This is a genomic window from Streptomyces sp. NPDC001536, assembly GCF_042894505.1.
GTDB lineage: Bacteria > Actinomycetota > Actinomycetes > Streptomycetales > Streptomycetaceae > Streptomyces.
This window is the reverse complement of sequence record NZ_JBIAVQ010000007.1, coordinates 1-16,716: the sequence shown is the minus strand read 5'-3', so window position 1 is coordinate 16,716 and position 16,716 is coordinate 1. Positions and strand designations below refer to the sequence as shown.

At 71.7% G+C, this 16,716-nt stretch carries 14 protein-coding genes; 4 read left to right on the top strand and 10 right to left on the bottom strand.

What is annotated here, in order from left to right:
* Positions 1 to 109: 109 nt before the first annotated feature.
* Together ACFY0U_RS19995 and ACFY0U_RS19990 are read right to left on the bottom strand one after the other, a co-directional pair.
* Positions 110 to 1,597, bottom strand: coding sequence for an aminotransferase class I/II-fold pyridoxal phosphate-dependent enzyme (locus ACFY0U_RS19995; protein ID WP_388637260.1), 1,488 nt, complete (start codon positions 1,595 to 1,597; stop codon positions 110 to 112).
* 29 nt (positions 1,598 to 1,626) lie between these two features.
* Positions 1,627 to 1,851 (bottom strand): hypothetical protein, encoded by a 225-nt coding sequence (locus ACFY0U_RS19990; RefSeq protein WP_388637257.1) that lies wholly within the window; start codon positions 1,849 to 1,851, stop codon positions 1,627 to 1,629.
* A gap of 192 nt (positions 1,852 to 2,043) precedes the next feature.
* On the opposite strand from ACFY0U_RS19990, the gene ACFY0U_RS19985 reads away from it, so the two are divergent.
* The 4 genes from ACFY0U_RS19985 to ACFY0U_RS19970 all read left to right on the top strand — a co-directional run bounded on the left by ACFY0U_RS19985 (position 2,044) and on the right by ACFY0U_RS19970 (position 5,291).
* The gene (locus tag ACFY0U_RS19985; RefSeq protein WP_388637254.1) at positions 2,044 to 2,463 is read left to right on the top strand and encodes an ATP-binding protein; all 420 of its coding nucleotides are present in this window, start codon (positions 2,044 to 2,046) and stop codon (positions 2,461 to 2,463) included.
* A gap of 189 nt (positions 2,464 to 2,652) precedes the next feature.
* Complete coding sequence (locus ACFY0U_RS19980) at positions 2,653 to 3,480, top strand: SigB/SigF/SigG family RNA polymerase sigma factor (protein ID WP_388637252.1); 828 nt, start codon at positions 2,653 to 2,655, stop codon at positions 3,478 to 3,480.
* A 58-nt stretch (positions 3,481 to 3,538) separates the two neighbouring features.
* Positions 3,539 to 4,390 carry an ANTAR domain-containing protein gene (locus ACFY0U_RS19975; protein WP_388637249.1) on the top strand — a complete coding sequence of 284 codons (852 nt, stop codon included), beginning with the start codon at positions 3,539 to 3,541 and terminating at the stop codon, positions 4,388 to 4,390.
* A gap of 55 nt (positions 4,391 to 4,445) precedes the next feature.
* Positions 4,446 to 5,291, top strand: a complete 846-nt coding sequence (locus ACFY0U_RS19970; RefSeq protein ID WP_388637246.1) for a DUF1206 domain-containing protein — start codon at positions 4,446 to 4,448, stop codon at positions 5,289 to 5,291.
* 12 nt (positions 5,292 to 5,303) lie between these two features.
* Here the strand turns inward: ACFY0U_RS19970 and ACFY0U_RS19965 are convergent, their stop codons facing one another.
* From ACFY0U_RS19965 to ACFY0U_RS19930, 8 genes are all read right to left on the bottom strand, one after another.
* Entirely contained in the window at positions 5,304 to 7,508 is a 2,205-nt protein-coding gene (locus ACFY0U_RS19965) for an FUSC family protein (protein ID WP_388637243.1), read from the bottom strand.
* A gap of 52 nt (positions 7,509 to 7,560) precedes the next feature.
* Entirely contained in the window at positions 7,561 to 8,904 is a 1,344-nt protein-coding gene (locus tag ACFY0U_RS19960; protein WP_388638251.1) for an NAD(P)/FAD-dependent oxidoreductase, read from the bottom strand.
* Positions 8,905 to 9,124: 220 nt separating this feature from the next.
* Positions 9,125 to 9,499 (bottom strand): ATP-binding protein, encoded by a 375-nt coding sequence (locus ACFY0U_RS19955; protein ID WP_388638249.1) that lies wholly within the window; start codon positions 9,497 to 9,499, stop codon positions 9,125 to 9,127.
* Between the two features lie 144 nt (positions 9,500 to 9,643).
* Positions 9,644 to 11,548, bottom strand: a complete 1,905-nt coding sequence (locus ACFY0U_RS19950) for an AMP-dependent synthetase/ligase (protein WP_388637240.1) — start codon at positions 11,546 to 11,548, stop codon at positions 9,644 to 9,646.
* Positions 11,549 to 11,702: 154 nt separating this feature from the next.
* Entirely contained in the window at positions 11,703 to 12,788 is a 1,086-nt protein-coding gene (locus tag ACFY0U_RS19945) for a glutamate--cysteine ligase (protein WP_388637237.1), read from the bottom strand.
* A gap of 62 nt (positions 12,789 to 12,850) precedes the next feature.
* On the bottom strand, positions 12,851 to 15,055 hold the full coding sequence (glgB, locus tag ACFY0U_RS19940; protein ID WP_388637234.1) for a 1,4-alpha-glucan branching enzyme: 2,205 nt from the start codon (positions 15,053 to 15,055) through the stop codon (positions 12,851 to 12,853).
* Between the two features lie 4 nt (positions 15,056 to 15,059).
* Positions 15,060 to 16,424: a maltokinase gene (locus ACFY0U_RS19935; RefSeq protein WP_388637231.1), complete on the bottom strand. Its 1,365-nt coding sequence runs from the start codon at positions 16,422 to 16,424 to the stop codon at positions 15,060 to 15,062.
* 28 nt (positions 16,425 to 16,452) lie between these two features.
* Positions 16,453 to 16,716, bottom strand: a 264-nt coding sequence (locus tag ACFY0U_RS19930) for an alpha-glucosidase C-terminal domain-containing protein (protein ID WP_388637228.1), incomplete at its 5' end; no start/stop codon positions are given.

Genomic DNA, 16,716 nt, shown 5'->3' with positions numbered 1-16,716 from the left:
GAGGTGATCTACGAAGGACGTGTACCGTCGACTCCATGACGACCTATGGATGAACCGTAAACCATCTCGGAGCATTGTGCGTATACGAAAGCCGGGCACGTGACCCGTTTCACTCCGTGCCGGCCCGGTCCGCCGCCAGCACCCTGATCGTCTCCAGGCCGAGATCGCTCGGGTCGGGCAGGTTCATCCCCGCGGCCCGTCCGGTCGTCAGATAGCGCAGCACGGGCTCGGTGAGCCGCTCGCCGGGCAGCACGGCCGGGATCCCGGGCGGATACGGCGTGACCATCTCCGCCGCGACCCGGCCGGCGGCCTCCCGTACCGGCACCTCCTCGGTGGGGCCGAAGAACGCGTCGCGCGGCAGGACGGCCTGTGCCATCCGCAGCTCGGACGGCGGCGGCACCTCCACCCGCGGAGCCGCGGGCAGTCCGGGCGCGGACCGCGCCAGGTCCCGCAGCGCGTCGAGGAGCTGCCCGGCCGTGCCCTCGTCGTCGCCATGGGTGATCTGCATGCCGATCCGGCGGTGGTCGGTGAGGTGCGCGTCGATCTTCCGGTGCGTACGCAGCCAGTCCGCCGCCTGGAAGCCGGTGATGCCGAGGCCGTCGAGGTCGATGACGACGGGGAGCGGGTCGAAGCCGTCCGCGAGTCCCCGACCGCAGAAGTCGTCCCGGTCCTCGACGTGCAGCCCCTCGATCTCCTCGACGGCGGCCCGCACGTCGGCGGCCAGCTCCAGCGCGGCGCCCATGAGTTCCTTGCCGCGCAGGGCCATCTGCCGCCGCCAGCCGTCGAGTCCGGCGTAGATCAGCACCGACGGACTGGTGGTGCCCAGCAGATCCGCGCGCAGCCGCAGCAGTTCCGGCGGCACGAGATCGCCCCGCAGATGGAAGACCGAGCCCTGTTCGAGGCCGCTGCCCATCTTGTGGATGCTGGTCACACAGATGTCGGCGCCCGCGTCCATCGCCCAGGACGGCAGATCGGGGTGGAAGGGCAGATGCGCGCCCCAGGCCTCGTCCACGATCAGCGGGCGCCCGTAGCGGTGGCACACCTCGGCGACGGCCCCCAGATCGGCGCAACTGCCGTACGGGGTCGGGCTGGTGACCAGGGCGCCCTTCGCGTCGGGATGGTCGGCGAACGCCTTGTCGAACTCGGCGGCGGACGGCGGATGCGCCAGATGCCGCCCGGCGTCCCAGCGGGGCTCGACCCACACGGGCTCGATGCCCGAGAGGATCAGCCCCGAGACGACCGACTTGTGCGCGTCCCGCCCGATCAGCAGTTTCTCGTGCGGTCCCGCCACGGCCAGCATCGCCGCCTTCACCGACAGGGAACTGCCGCACGTGCTGAAGAACGTGTGCTCCGCGTGCACGGCGTCGGCCATCAGCTCCTCGGCGCGCTCCAGCACCCGGCCCCGGGTCAGCCGGTCGTCGAGACCGCCCGACGCCAGGACGTCACCGAGGAACACCGCGTCGCCCAGCACCTCCCGCACCGCCGGATCGGCGCCCCGGGCCTGCTTGTGCCCGGGCGGAGTGAACGACAGCCGCCCCTGGCGGTGGTAGTCGTCCAGCGCTTCGAGTACCGGTGCCTCGGTGTGATCCACAGTCATGGTGGGCCGGGTTCCCGGGAGCACCGCCGTCAATCGGCCGGCCCGGGTCGCCGGCCCGGCGTCAGGATCTCGTCCAGCACCCTGAGCACCGCCTCGTAGGTCAGCGTCCGCACGGCCGCCTCGCGCGAGCCCTCCGGATCGTCCGGCCGCAGGCTCTCGCTGCGGGACCGCCAGGCACGCTCTTCCTCCAGCGCACAGGCCCGGGCACGCTGCATGCGCCGCAACAGTTCATCCGCATCCACGACATCCGTCATGTCACCCGGGTACCCCGAGGATGACTTCGGATGGCCCGGGCGTACGAGGTTTGATACGGCCCGCAGAGGTGAGCCGAAAGGACAAGACCTGCGGTGCTCGCGGAGCGTGCCGGATCCGCTGCCGCAAGGCGCGAATGCCGTGTTGTCCGCGAGCGCCCTGGCCTGCCCCCCACCGAAACAGGGAGCCCAGGGATGTGCGAGAAGCGCAGGACCGAATCTGTCGAGCGGCGCCGACGACCGTGCCAGCCGGCAGAGGCGCGCCGCGCCGTCGAGCGTGCCGTGGCCGAACGCTGCCGCCTCACCCATACCGACTGCGACCGTGAAGCCCTGGGGGACGCCCTGCTCGTCGCCTCGGAGCTCACCACCAACGCGATCCTGCACGGCGGCGGAGTCACCGACTTCAGCGTCGATGTGGGCGAGCCCGGGGTACGGGTCTCGGTGAGCGACCGCAGCGACGCGTTTCCCGTGGCCGCGGAACCCTTCGACCCGCACGGGCGCCGCCGGATCGGCGGGCTCGGCTGGCCCATCGTGTGCCGGCTGGCACGCGACGTACGGGTCACCGACCTGCCCTCCGGAGGCAAGTGCATCACCGCGGTCGTCCCCCTGTCCTGACACGTGGCCGCTCTTTCGGGGCGAAGCGGAGTTTGTTCCCCCGGGGTGCGGGCAGACGCAGTTTCGTGCTTCGGACCGGAGGCGCGCCAGCGGGAGCGGTACGGCTGCTCCAGGGCCCCCTTCCGGTGTCCGGTCGACGGCCCGTTCCCGCGGCAATTCCCTGAAAACACCGTTCAGGAGCGATTCCGCATGCCAATTGACATGTCGACAAGCCGTCCCGGCACCTCCACCACCGCGGCCCCCCGACGGCGCCACGACGACGCTCCCGACACCGCGGGTCTCTTCGCCCGGCTGGTCGCCCTTGAGGACGGCCCCGAGCGGGAGGCCGTACGCGACGAACTCGTCACCGCCTGGCTGCCCATGGCCCACCGCATCGCCGGCCGCTTCCGTGAGCGCGGCGAGTCCATCGAGGACCTGCGCCAGGTGGCGGCCCTGGGCCTGGTGAAGGCGGTCGACCGCTTCGACCCGGAGCGCGGCGCCTTCGAGAGCTACGCGGTCCCGACCATCACGGGCGAGGTCAAGCGCCACTTCCGCGACCGTATGTGGGCCCTGCGGGTGCCGCGTCGGGTGCAGGAACTCCGCAACAAGGTGCGGGTGGCCCGCCGCGAGCTCACCCAGACGCCGGGCGGCGCCGAACCCACCGTCGCGGACGTCGCCGCCCACACGGGCCTGACCGAGGACGAGGTCACCACGGGAATGGAGGCGCTGGAGAGCTTCAGCGCCCTGTCCCTGGACGCCGAACTCTCCTCCGACGACGACGGATACAGCCTCGCCGACACCTTGGGCGCCGCCGACTCCTCGTACGACACCGTGGTCGACCGCGAATCGGCCAAGGCGGGCCTGCGCCGGCTGCCCGAACGCGATCGCGCCATCCTCTACATGCGCTTCTTCGAGGACATGACACAGAGCCGCATTGCCGACCAGCTCGGCATCTCCCAGATGCACGTCTCCCGGCTCATCAGCCGCAGCTGCGCCCGGGTGCGCGCCGAGGCGCTGGGAGAACGCACCGGCGCCTGACTGTCCGGGCGGGATGCGGGCAGGCGTCTGTTTCGGGAGAACGGAACAGAGGAGTCCCATGACGGAGCCCGCACGGACAGCCGCAGACGACGGAGCGGAGCACGACGAAAACCAACGGCTGCGGGCCGAGGTGCGCGATCTGCGCGCCCGGGCCCGCGCCCACGCCCTGATCGCGGAGGCACAGGGCATGCTGCGCGAGCGGTATGCCCTGGCCGACGCGGACAGGGCGTTCACGCTCATGCGGCTGGCGTCCCAGCGGTACAACGTCAAGATGCGCACCCTGGCCGAGACCCTGCTGTCCGCCCCGCGCCCCCAGGACCGGGACGCGCTGTGGTTCCCACGGCGCGCCCGGCTGGCCCAGCCCGCCCTGGGCTTCCCGGCGGCACGGCGGGTCGGGCCCGGCGACCGCGGCGGCGTCCTGAAGGCCGTACTGACCCAGACGCTCGCCGTGGTCGGCACGGACATGGGAAACGTCCAGCTCGTCGACCGGGTCAGGGGCGGCCTGCGCATCGAGGCGCACACCGGACTCACGGACGACTTCGTCGACTTCTTCAGTCATGTCGGAGAGCAGGGCACGTCCTGTGCGCAGGCCGCACGCGACGTCGCCCAGGTCACGGTGCACGACGTCGAGGCGGATCCGGTCTTCACCGCGTCCGCCCGCGAGGCGATCCTCGCGGCGGGCAGCCGGGCCTGCCACAGCGTGCCGCTGACCACCCCGTCCGGCCGGTGTGTGGGCATGGTCTCCGCCCACGTCGACCACACCCTGGAAGGACTGACGACGGCGCAGCTCAAGGCGCTGGAGGCGGTGGGCGCGCAGGCGGGTCAATGGCTCGTCTGGCACGAGCGCACCGTGGTCCTGGACGCACTGGAGCACCTGCACGCCCTGGGCAACGGGAGCGCCCAGCCGTAGGCCCGCGGTGTGTGCATGGCCGTGACCGGGGCATTCGGAGTGCGGGAGGCCGAAAATGAACTCGACTGCCAGCGCATGGACAGGCCGGATCGCGGCCCGGCGTTCGACCCGCCGCTCGGCGACGGAGGGTGCCGCCCGCGCGGGACTCGTCGCACGCGGCGTGATCTATCTGCTGGTCGGCCTGCTGGCCCTCCAGATCGCCTTCGGCGACGGGAAACGCCAGGCCGACCGCGGCGGCGCGCTCGCCGAACTGTCGGACAAGCCCTTCGGCGCCGTCCTGCTGTGGGCCCTGGGCATCGGCCTGGTCTGCATGGCGCTGTGGCGGCTGTCCGAGGTGGTGTTCGGCTCGGTCGGCCCGGACGGACGCAAGGCGAAGAAGCGCCTGCTGGCGCTGGCCCGGTTCGTGTTCTACGCGTTCGTCGCCTACTCCGTCATCTCGTTCGCGGCGGGCGCGGGATCGAGCGGCGGTGGCAGCGGATCGAGCGACAAGCAGTCCAAGGACGTCACGGCGAAGGTCCTGGACATGCCCGCCGGGCAGTGGATCGTCGGCGCGGCCGGCGTGGGGATCGCCGTCGCCGGTGTGTGGCTCGCCGCCCGGGCCGTCATGCGCTCCTACCGCGACAAGTTCAAGCTCGGCGAGATGTCGCCGCGGGTACGGCGGCTGGTGGACGTGACCGGGGTGGGCGGCGGCACGGCCCGCGGGCTGGTGTTCGCGGCCGCCGGCGCCTTCGCCGTACGGGCCGCCGTCGACTACGAACCCGACAAGGCGAAGGGCCTGGACGACACGCTCCGCTCCTTCGCCGAGACCCCGCTCGGCCCCTGGCTGCTGGCCCTCGTGGCCGTCGGCCTGGTGCTGTTCGGCCTCTTCTCCTTCGCGATGGCACGCTGGCGCAAGGTGTGAGCCGCCCCGGCGTCAGCCCTTGGGCCGCGCCACCGGCACCCGCAGCGGGCGGGCCAGCCCCACCACACCCTCGTCCAGCCGCTGGAGATGCCGCAGCACCCGGTCGGTGACCCGGCCGAAGCGCGGTGACCCGGGGACGGCGGGCTCCAGCAGGGAAGCGATGCTCGGCCCCGTCTCCACCTCCTCGGTGGACCGCTCGTCCGCGACGTGGGCCGCCGTCGCACCGATGTTGTGCAGGATGCGCCGCCCCGCCCCACGGAGCCGGGGATCCGCCGCGATCGACGGGTGGGTGGGCAGCAGCTCGGCCGTCGCGGCCAGGGCACGCGCGTGGTACGCGCAGGTCTCCAGCAGCGCGACGACGTACCGCGCGGTGTCCCGCCGGGCCCGCAGCGGGGTGACGGGGTGGGTGAGCGGCTGGGTGGCGGCCCGCAGGTCGGCCAGCGCCTGGTCCAGGTCGCGGGCCTTGTCGAGGAGCTCGGCCGGAGGCCCGCCGCTGAGCTGGTCCACCGCCGTCTCGGTGACCTCCGCGAGCCGGTCCAGCACCTCGACGAGAAGGTCGTTCGTCCGGCGGTCCGTGCGCACCGGCAGTACCAGCGCCGCCGCGAGGACCCCGCAGGCCGCCCCGAGAGCCGTCTCCTCCACCCGCAGCACCAGCACCGACAGGCTGTAGGTGTGCAGCAGGGTGTACAGCACGCCCAGCGCGGCGGTGACGAAGAAGGACATCAGCGTGTACGACAGCGGCGCCGTGTAGAACATCAGGAAGACGCAGACCAGCACCACCGCGAACGCCGTCCAGGTGTGGTGGCCGACCAGCCCCGCGAGGCCGATGCCGGCCACCACCCCGAGCACGGTGCCCAGCAGCCGCCGGTAGCCCTTCACCAGGATCTCGCCCGTGGAGGCGGTGTTGATGAACACGATCCAGCAGGTCAGCACCGCCCAGTACCAGCGCTGACTGGACAGCAGCTCACCGCCCACGATGGCCAGCGACGACCCCACCGCGACCTGTACGGCCGCCCGAGTCGTGGGCCGCCGCAACCCCGCCGGTGCCTCCTGGGCGGGCTCCTCGCCGGCGTCGATGGCCGCGTCCTCCGCGTCCAGTTCCTCACGCGAACGGGCCGTGGCCGGGCTGTCGTCGGACTCGTCCTGCGGCCCGTCGAGAGCGATCCGCAGCCCCAGCACCGCGCGGCTCGCCTCGCCGATGCCCCGGAAGACGTCCTGGACAGCCGGTGGCGCGGCCGGGAGGTTCTCCTCGTCCCGGTATCCCAGCAGCCGGTTGCGCACCTGGGAGAGCCCCGTTCCGGGCCGCGCGGAGACCGGCCGCAGGACGAGCAGTCGCAGCGCCTCCAGATCGCGCCGCAGGGTGTCCTTCGCCTGGTCCCGCACCGGCAGCGGCCCGGCCGGCGGCACGGGCGCACCGGGCAGATGCAGGGTGAGCGTGTCCGCCCGCTCGGCGCTGCGCGCGGTCAGCAGCAACAGGCCCAGCCGCTCGGCCGCGACCTCGGCGTCCGCGACCCGCCGCTGCACGAGCCGCGCCACCGCCTCGTCGGCGGTCCCCTCCTCCAGCCGGCCCTGGATCAGCAGCGCCGTCTCGTGCAGCCGGGCCGTGCCGTCGCGCACATGCTCCAGAGCCTTCTCCGCCTCCTCCGGCCCCGCCGCGTCCAGCAGCTCCAGCTGCGCCGCCACCAGCTGGGCCAGCCGGGCCCGGAAGGCCCCCCGCAGCCGCTCCAGCATCCCCGAAGGCGTCTCGGGCACGAGCGCGAATCGCGCCACGGCACTGGCCAGGAAGGCGACGACGAGAGTGCCGTAGAGCTGGGGCAACGCGGAGACGGTGGCGCCGACGAACAGGGACGCGAAGTAGACCTGGAACCCGATCAGTCCGAGCGAGGTGCCCCGGTCGCCGTACCGGCGCCCGTAGACGGCGCAGAAGATCAACGCGACGAAGAACAGGTCGCCGGCCACCACATGGGAGCGCAGCAGCGCGGCGAGGGTGACGGCGGCCAGCGCCACCGGCAGGCCCAGCGCGAGGGTGACGGCCTGCCGGGCGCGCTGCTTCTCCCGGATGGCGAAGGTGGCGACCATGGCCGCGATCGCCCCCGCCACCAGATGGGGCACCTCGGCCCCCGCCAGGCCCAGCACGGCCAGCGTGAGCGCGATGGCGCCCACCGTCCGCAGCCCGGCCGCCAGCCGCAGCAGTCCGGGGTCGGACGCGGCCACCACGTCCCGCAGCCGCGCCCGCCCCGGACGACCCGTCTCCCGCGCCCCGAGCGGACTACTCCTGACGGTCCGTCCCCTCGACGTGCGCCTGGACCTGCTCCGGCGTCAGATACGCGTTGGTGTACTCGAAGTCGTGCAGCTTGGCGGCCTTGCGGGCCTGGAAGCCGGTGCGCACGAAATCGTCGCCCGCGAGCGCGTTGAGCGTCCAGTTGGTCGCGACGCGCACCTTGGCGACATTGGTGCGCAGCGCCGCCCAGTGGTAGCCGCGGGCCGCGGCCTGGGCGGGCAGACCGCGCAGTTCGATGCCGAGCGGCTTGGACACGGCGTCCTTGCCGCCGAGGTCGACGACGAGTCCGAGGTCCTTGTGGCTGTACGGCGTCGTCGACTGTCCCCGCAGGGTGGCGATGACGTTGTCGGCGACGTGCTTGCCCTGCCGCATCGCGTGCTGGGCCGTGGGCGGGCAGACCGCGCCCTCCTCGCCCTTGGCCTCGTCGGGCACCGCGGCCGAGTCGCCGAGCGCGAACACCCCGTCGTGGCCCGGCAGGTTCATGTCGGCGGTGACCGCGAGCCTTCCGCGGAGCGTCTCCGCGCCCAGCGTCGCGATGAGCGGGCTCGCCACCACGCCGGCGGTCCAGATCAGGGTGCGGGTCGGGACCACCCGGCCGTCGGTGAAGGTGACCTCCTCGGGGCCCGCCTTGGCGATGGACGTGCCCAGCGAGATCTCGATGCCGCGTTTGGTGAGGATCTGCTGGGCGGCGCTGCCCAGCTTGTCGCCCAGCTCGGGCATCAGCTTGGGCGCGATGTCGATCAGGTGCCACTTGATGAGCCCGGGATCGATACGCGGGTAGCGCTTGACGGCGGCGTGGGTGAGCTTCTGGAGACATGCCGCGGTCTCGGTGCCCGCGTAGCCGCCGCCGACGACCACGAACTGCAACCGCGAGGCCCGTTCGGCCTCGTCCTGGCTGGCGTCGGCGAGGTCGAGCTGCGCGATGACGTGGTCACGGACATAGGCGGCCTCGGCGAGTGTCTTCATGCCGAAGGCGTGATCGGTGAGGCCGGGGATGTCGAAGGTGCGGGTGACGCTGCCGGGGGCCAGCACGATGTAGTCGTACGGCTCGTCGATGATCTGGTCGGTGATGGTGCGGATGACGCAGACCTTGGACTTGAGGTCCACGCCGATGGCACCGCCCGGGATGATCCGGGTGCGGTACTTCTTGCTGCGGCGCAGCGAGACGGCGATCGACTGGGGCGTCAGCACCCCGGAGGCGACCTGGGGGAGCAGCGGAAGATAGAGCTGGTAGGCGAACGGCGTCACCAACGTGACGTCGGCCTCGTCGAGGGCGAGTTTGCGTTCCAGCCGGCGAACGCATTCCACGCCGGCGAAGCCTGCGCCAACCACCAGGATCCTGGGTCGTGTCACGGTCTTTCTTCCCTTCTGCGGCTCCGGCGGTCCGAGTCGGATGCCGTTCGCCTGCCCTGGATCTCCGCTTCGCAACATCGATCCCACCGTGCCTCAAGCCGTTCCGCCAGCCGGGCGCGGCAGCCAGACGAACGCGTCGTGCACCACCTTGCCCGTCGCGGTGCTCCCGCGCACCGGCTGCGAGTGAATGTCGTGTGTCTCACCAGGGCAGAAACACGTGCACGTCCTTGCCGTTGCCCTCCGTCACCACACTCACCTGGTCGCACAGGGCGTGGATCAGATGCCATCCGACACCGCCGCCACCGGTCCTGGGATGGAAGGAACGCGGGGCCGGCGGTGTGGGATTCGTGTCGTGCAGCGTCACATGGACGCCGTCGAAGGTGCGGCGCATGGACAGGTCGAAAGGGCCCGGGGCGTACTGGACGGCGTTGGCGGCCAGCTCCGTGACGACGAGCAGGATGTCGTCCCAGTGCTCGGGCGTCGCAGGCGCCGAGGCCTGCGCGAGCGTGTACAGGAACTCGTCCGCGGCGATCCGCGCAGCGGTGACGCTCTGCGGCTCACCGGCAAAGCTCATGGTGCGACTCGGGATCTCCACGGAGGCCAATGGTGCTTCCTGCCTGGTTCGCGTGCCAGTCCTGTCCGGCGCTCCTCGTGGGCGCCACTTCTGCGGGTTCCCGGGGTCGCTGAGGTCAATCGGACTCCCGGGACCCGATCAAGGTCACCGGAACACGTTGTCCGAGTCGTCCCAGCCGGTGACCTCGTCCGGCAGCTGCTGCCGCGGGGCGCGCGAGCGTGCCTGGTACATCGCGTCGATCTCGAACGCGTAGTGCTCGACGATCGCGTCGCGACGCAGCTTCATCGACGGGGTGAGCAGCGCGCTCGTGCGGTCGAAGGGTTCCGGCAGCACCCGGAAGACGCGGATGGACTCCGAACGGGACACGGAACTGTTCGCCGCGGCCACCGCGCGCCCGATCTCCTCCCGCAGCGCGTTCGCCTCGCGCGCCTCCCGGCTCGGCGCGTCACCCGGCATCGCGAGTCCGCCGCGCCAGTGGGCGAGGAACTCCGGGTCCAGGGTGATCAAGGCGCCCACACAGGGCCGGTTGTCCCCCACGAGGACCGCCTGATGGATGAGCGGATGCATCCGCAGCCGCTGCTCCAGGAAGGCCGGCGCCACGCTCTTGCCGCCGCTGGTGATGACGACGTCCTTCTTGCGGCCGGTGATCGTGAGATAGCCCTCGGCGTCCAGCCGCCCGAGGTCGCCCGTGGCCAGCCAGCCGCTGCCGAGCGCGTTGCGGGTGGCGGACTCGTCGTTGACGTACCCCTGGAACACCGAGGGGCCGTGCACCAGGATCTCCCCGTCGTCGGCCACCCGGATGTCCGTGCCCGGCAGGGCCCGGCCGACGGTGCCCGCCTTCTCCCGGCCCACGGGCTGTGCCGTGACGCCGCCGCTCGTCTCCGTCAGCCCGTAGGCGTCGTTCACATAGAGGCCGATGCCCTCGTAGAACAGGCAGAGTTCGCGGCCCAGCGGCGACCCGCCCGAGGCCGCGCGGAGCACCCGGCCCCCCAGCGCGGCCCGCAGTCTGCGGTACACCGTCCGCTCGTACAGCGCGTGCTGGAGCCGCAGATCCAGGGCGGGACCCGGCCCCAGCCCCAGCCGGTGGCGTTCGACGGCCCCCGCGAAGTCCCGTGCCGTCTCCGCGGCCCGCTCGAACAGGGCGCCGCGGCCCGCCTGCTGGGCCATCCGCAGGAAGTTCTTGTAGATCTTCTCGAAGAGCGACGGTACGCCGCAGAAGTACGTGGGCCGGAACGACAGCAGGGACGCCGACAGCGTCTGGGGGCTCAGATCCGGCTCGTGGCCCATCACCATGCCGCCGCGGATGCACAGGCTCTGCACGAACAGGCCGTAGACATGGGAGAAGGGCAGGAAAGCGAGGACCGAGCCCTGACCGCCCGGCGGCACCACGGTGTGGCCCCACCCCTCCAGCAGGGTGTCGCAGGCGCTCGCCAGACTTCGGTGGCTCAGCGCGCAGCCCAGCGGCCGGCCCGTCGTGCCGGAGGTGTAGACGACGGCCGCGGTGGAGTCCGGCATCACGATGCGACGCAGCGACTCGACCGTGGTGAGCGGGATGAACTCGCCCCGCTTCACGAGCTGTTCCAGCGACCCGTCGTCCAGCTGCCAGACATGGCGCAGCCGCGGCAGTGACGCGCACACCGAGCCGACCGTCATCACGCTCTGCTCGTCCTCGACGATCACGCCGACACAGTCCGCGTCCCGCAGGATCCAGGCGACCTGATCGCGCGAGGACGTCGGATAGATCGGCACGACCTCGGCGCCGACGGCCCACAGCGCATGGCTGAGAACCGTCCACTCGTACCGGGTGCGCGCCATGATCGCCACGCGGTTGCCCGGGGCGATCCCGGAGGCGACCAGGCCCTTGGCGAGGTCGACGACCTCGTCGCGCACCTCCACCGCGGTCACCTCCTCCCAGGTCGTGGCGGAGGGGTGCGGACGGCGCGCGAGCATCGGGACGGTGGGGTTGCGGGCGGCTGTCTCGAAGACGCTGTCGGCGAGTCCGCCCGTCAGCGGCGAGACGGACGGGGGAGCGAGGGCGACGTCGCGCATGCGCTGCTCCTGGTGTGTACGGGGTGTGACTCCGCCGATGAGAACTGTTATCGGCGGTGCCCGAATCTAGCCGAGGTGAGCGCGTTCGATGCGGGTATTCGACAACTGGAACCGACTTGATGACCGGGGAGGGGCCGGGGGTCCGGGGACCGCTCTACTCCTGCGTGTGGCGCACGCACTCCGTGACGACCTCCCGCAGGCTTCCGGTCCGCGCCAGCAGCTCCCGTTGGATGCGCGCGCCGTTGCCGTGCCGCAGCAACTCGGCACAGCCCTCCCGCGCTCGCTCGAGGTCACCGCTGTCGGACAGTGCGTCGCCGACGTGGTCCAGAAGTGCCCGTACGACCGTCTCCGCGGGCAGCCGCCGCATGGTCGCCGGGTGGAGCAGCTCCTCCGTCAGGCCGGACCGGGCGGCCCGCCAGGCGGCCAGTCGCAGCAGGCTCACACTGTGTCCCCACGGCTTGCGGCCCGCGCGCCAGTCACGCGACGACGTCTCCACGAGGGCGCGGGCGAGGGTGGCGATGAGCGCGGCGGTGGACGCGTGCAGACAGACGTCCGAGACCCGGATCTCCACCGTCGGATAGCGCCGGGACAGCCGGGCGTCGAAGTAGATCATCCCCTCGTCGAGGATCACGCCGGTCGCGACCATGTCCGCCACCCGCCGGTGATAGCACTCGGCCGAGCCGAACACCTCGGTCGGACCGGTCGACGGCCACCGCTGCCACACCCGGCTGCGATAGCTGCTGTACCGCGTGTCCTCACCCTGCCAGAACGGGGAGTTGGTGCTCAGCGCCGCCAGCACCGGCAGCCAGGGCTGCATCTGGTCGATCACGGCGACGCCCTCGTCGTCGGACTCGACGGACACATGGACATGACACCCCAGGACGAGATCATTGCTGGTGATGCCGTACTGCTCCGCCATCCACTGATAGCGCTGCCCCATGCCGACCGAAGGGCTGACCGGCAGCGGCGACGACGCCAGGGCGACCACCGCACAGCCGATCTCCCCGGCGTGCCGGGCCGCCTCCTTGCGGCAGCGGACGATCTCCGCGCCGAGTTCCGCCATCTCCGACTGGGGATGGGTGGCGAACTCGAGCATCTGGTTGTGGAGCTCCTTCTCGAAGACGCCACCGTTCGGGCCGTCGTGCGCGGCACGGGCGAGCACCGCGGCCGACAGCGCTCGTGGTTCGCCGGTCTCCGGGGCGACCAGGAGGAGTTCCTCCTCCACTCCGACGGTGCGCACGTGATGCCGCCCTTCTGCCGTGACGACTAGGTGTACGGCCCGACTGCCCAGCGGACGGCTGATCACACGGGCGAGAGCCACACGGTTGCGAGCGGGGGCAGAGTGAGCCGTACGACACCGTCCTCCGGTTTCACCGGGTCGGACCGGGTGACGCCACCGCCGCCGTAGCGTTCCGCGTCGGTGTTGAGGACCTCCCGCCAGGCCGGGACGTCACCCGGGACGCACAGCCGGTAGTCGTGGCGGACGACGGGGGAGAAGTTCGAGACGGCGAGCAGGGGGGCTCCACCGGCGTCGAGGCGGAGGAAGGCGAAGACGTTGTCGTCTGCCGCGTCTCCCACGATCCACCGGAAGCCGTCGGGGCTCGTGTCCCGCTGCCACAGAGCGGGCGTCGCGCGGTAGACGGTGTTGAGGTCGCGGACGAGATCCCGTACCCCGCGATGATCGGGCTCGGCGCCGTAGCCGGGGTCGAGGAGCCACCAGTCCGGGCCGTCGGCCTCCGACCACTCGGCTCCTTGGGCGAACTCCTGGCCCATGAAGAGGAGTTGTTTGCCGGGGTGGGCCCACATGAAGCCGAGGTAGGCGCGGTGGGTGGCGCGTTGCTGCCACCAGTCGCCCGGCATCTTCGACACCAGTGCCTGCTTGCCGTGGACGACCTCGTCGTGGGAGATCGGCAGGACGTAGTTCTCGCTGTACGCGTACACCATCGAGAAGGTCATCTCGTGGTGGTGGTACTTGCGGTGGACCGGCTCGTGCTGGATGTAGCCCAGGGAGTCGTGCATCCAGCCCATGTTCCACTTCAGACCGAAGCCCAGTCCGCCGCTCTCCGTGGGCCGCGTCACCCCGTCCCACGCGGTGGACTCCTCGGCGATCGTCATGACCCCCGGCACCCGCCGGTACACGGTCGCGTTCATCTCCTGGAGGAACGCCATCGCGTCCAGATCCTCGCGCCCGCCGAACACATTGGGCGTCCACTGACCGGAGTCGCGCGAATAGTCGAGGTAGAGCATCGAGGCGACCGCGTCCACCCGCAGCCCGTCGATATGGAACTCCTCGCACCAGTAGACGGCGTTGGCGACGAGGAAGTTGCGCACCTCGACCCGCCCGAAGTCGAACTCGTACGTCCCCCAGTCCGGATGCTCGGCCCGCCGCGAGTCTCCCGGCTCGTACAACGGCTCCCCGTCGAACCGCCCCAACGCCCAGTCGTCCTTGGGGAAATGAGCCGGAACCCAGTCCATGATCACACCGAGTCCGGCCCGGTGCAGCGCGTCCACCAGATACCGGAAGTCGTCCGGCGAGCCCAGCCGCGAGGTCGGCGCGTAGAACCCGGTGACCTGGTAGCCCCAGGAGCCGCCGAAGGGGTGCTCGGCGACCGGCATCAGCTCGACATGGGTGAACCCGAGGTCCTTGACGTACGCCGGGAGCTGCTCGGCGAGTTGACGGTACGTCAGCCCCGGTCGCCAGGACGGCAGATGGACCTCGTACACCGAGAACGGAGCCTCGTGCACCGGCACGTCCCCGCGCCGCGCCAGCCACTCCTGGTCGCCCCACTCGTAGTGGGAGGCCGTCACCACGGACGCCGTCGCGGGCGGCACCTCGGCACGGCGTGCCATCGGGTCGGCCTTGAGGAAGCGGTCGCCGGAGCGGGACGTGATCTCGAACTTGTACCGTGCGCCCTCGCCGATCCCCGGCAGGAACAGCTCCCACACCCCGGACGCGCCGAGGGAGCGCATCGGGAACGCCGTCCCGTCCCAGCAGGTGAACTCCCCGGTGACCCGCACGCCCTGTGCGTTGGGCGCCCACACCGTGAAGCGGGTCCCGGTCACGCCCTGATGGGTCATGGGCTCGGCACCGAGGGCCTTCCACAGCTCCTCGTGCCGGCCCTCGCGGATGAGATGCAGGTCGATGTCACCGAGGGCCGGCAGGAAGCGGTACGGGTCGTGCACCTCTTGCCCGGCGTCGTCCTCGTAGGAGACCAGCAGGGTGTACGGGGGAATCGCCTCCAGCGCGAGTACGCCGGAGAACAGACCGTCGCCCTCGGACGAGAGGCTGCTGCGCTCCCCGTCGACGACCACCTCCACGGCACGGGCGAAGGGCCGCAGCGCCCGGAAGGCGATCCCGCCCGGTACCGGGTGGGCGCCGAGCAACGCGTGCGGGTCGTGGTGGGCGCCCGACAGCAACCGCGTGCGGTCGGCGGGGTCCAGGGGAGGTGCGGCCCGGCAGGGGAGCGGGCCGCCGGCCTCGGGGGGTGTGATGTCGCGCAGTGCCATGACGTCAGGCTCCTCTCACGGCGAGACGTTCGATCGCCGCCATCGGCACGGGCAGCCAGTCGGGGCGGTGCCGGGCCTCGTACAGCACCTCGTACACGGCGCGGTCCGTCTCGTAGGCGCGCAGCAGACCGTGCTTCTTGCGCGGGTCCCACCCGGCGAGCGAGGCATATCCCGCGCAGTAGGCCTCTCGGCAGCGGCGCGCCCACTCCGGGCGCCAGGGGCGGCGCTGGCGGGCGGCGTAGTCGAAGGAGCGCAGCATCCCGGCGATGTCGCGCACGGGGGAGTGGGTGCTGCGGCGCTCGGCGAGGGGACGGGAGGGTTCACCCTCGAAGTCGATCACGAACCACTCGCGGCCGGCCCGCAGCACCTGCCCCAGATGCAGATCACCGTGGATGCGCTGGGCGGGCGGACCGGGGTCGCAGGTGGTGAGGGCGGCGAACGCGGTCTGGAGCGCGGGGACGTACGGCTGGAGAGCCGGTACGCAGTGCGCGGCGGCGCCGAGCCGCTCGGTCATCGCGGTCGCCGTCCGGCCGTTCTCGGCATGTGCCCGGGCCGGGAAGGCCGAGGCCAGCGCGAGGTGCACCTCCGCCGTGGCCTGCCCCAACTCGCGGGCCTGCGCCGTGAAGTCGTCGCCGGAGGCGAGCGCCTGGAGAGCCAGTGTCCAGCCGTCGGACGCGTCGGGCAGGAAGGGCTGGAGCACGCCCAGCGTCGCCTCCTGCGGGTGCGTCGTCCGGAACCAGGCGACCGGTGCCGGCACCCGTCGGCACCCCTGCCCGGCCAGCGCGCCCGGGACCTCCAGGTCGGGGTTGACGCCGGGCTGGATGCGCCGGAAGACCTTGAGGATGAACGAGTCCCCGTACACCAGCGAGGAGTTGGACTGCTCGGCGTCCAGCATCCGCGGCACGAGTCCCGCGGGGACGGACACGGACGGGTCGGCCTCGAAACTCAGGGGGCCCGCCGTGCCGGGGTGCCGCAGCCGTTCCAGGAGCAGCTGTGCGACCCGCGGGTCCTGGAGCGCGTCGTAGACCGTCAGCCCGGCCAGCGGCCCGTCCTCCGCCCGCCCGATGAGGGCGCGGCCCAGGCGCGGCGACAGGTGCTTGCGTACGCCGAGCAGCAACTGGTAGCAGTCGCCGGCCGTGGCGGTGGTGCCGCCGGGCGCGGGGACGGGCGTGTGTGCGGTCTGCACCAGCAGATGCAGACAGCCCGGGAACAGCTCCGTCATGGACAGCAGTGAGAGGTCCGTGACGGGCCGGTCCTTGCCCGCGAACCAGCGCTGCCGGGGCAGCCACTCGCGCAGCAGCCCGGCGAGCGAGGCCATGGGCCCGGTGGCGGTCGTGCCGCCTGGATGGGGGAATGCGGTCTTCGGCATGGTGACGCCTCCTTTCATCGGCGGTCGCTCAAGCTCGGCGGCCGATGCGGGATGCGACTCGGGCGAGCCGGAACCAGTAGAAGCCGTGTCCTGCCAGGGTCAGCAGGTACGGCAGTTCACCGATGGCGGGGAAGCGGACCCCTCCGATGAGTTCCACGGGGTGGCGTCCGTCGAAAACACGGAGATCGAGTTCGGTGGGCTGTGCGAAGCGGGAGAAGTTGTGCACGCACAGGACGAGGTCGTCCTCGTACTCGCGCAGGAACGCGATGACGGCGGGGTTGGACGACTGGAG

Bases quoted from the DNA above. Each gene is read 5' to 3' on its own strand.
- ACFY0U_RS19955 (WP_388638249.1), bottom strand. From the start codon at position 9,499: ATGAGCTTTGCCGGTGAGCCGCAGAGCGTCACCGCTGCGCGGATCGCC.
- ACFY0U_RS19980 (WP_388637252.1), top strand. From the start codon at position 2,653: ATGCCAATTGACATGTCGACAAGCCGTCCCGGCACCTCCACCACCGCG.
- ACFY0U_RS19935 (WP_388637231.1), bottom strand. From the start codon at position 16,424: ATGCCGAAGACCGCATTCCCCCATCCAGGCGGCACGACCGCCACCGGG.
- ACFY0U_RS19995 (WP_388637260.1), bottom strand. From the start codon at position 1,597: ATGACTGTGGATCACACCGAGGCACCGGTACTCGAAGCGCTGGACGAC.
- ACFY0U_RS19970 (WP_388637246.1), top strand. From the start codon at position 4,446: ATGAACTCGACTGCCAGCGCATGGACAGGCCGGATCGCGGCCCGGCGT.
- ACFY0U_RS19950 (WP_388637240.1), bottom strand. From the start codon at position 11,548: ATGCGCGACGTCGCCCTCGCTCCCCCGTCCGTCTCGCCGCTGACGGGC.
- ACFY0U_RS19985 (WP_388637254.1), top strand. From the start codon at position 2,044: ATGTGCGAGAAGCGCAGGACCGAATCTGTCGAGCGGCGCCGACGACCG.
- ACFY0U_RS19975 (WP_388637249.1), top strand. From the start codon at position 3,539: ATGACGGAGCCCGCACGGACAGCCGCAGACGACGGAGCGGAGCACGAC.
- ACFY0U_RS19990 (WP_388637257.1), bottom strand. From the start codon at position 1,851: ATGACGGATGTCGTGGATGCGGATGAACTGTTGCGGCGCATGCAGCGT.
- glgB (WP_388637234.1), bottom strand. From the start codon at position 15,055: ATGGCACTGCGCGACATCACACCCCCCGAGGCCGGCGGCCCGCTCCCC.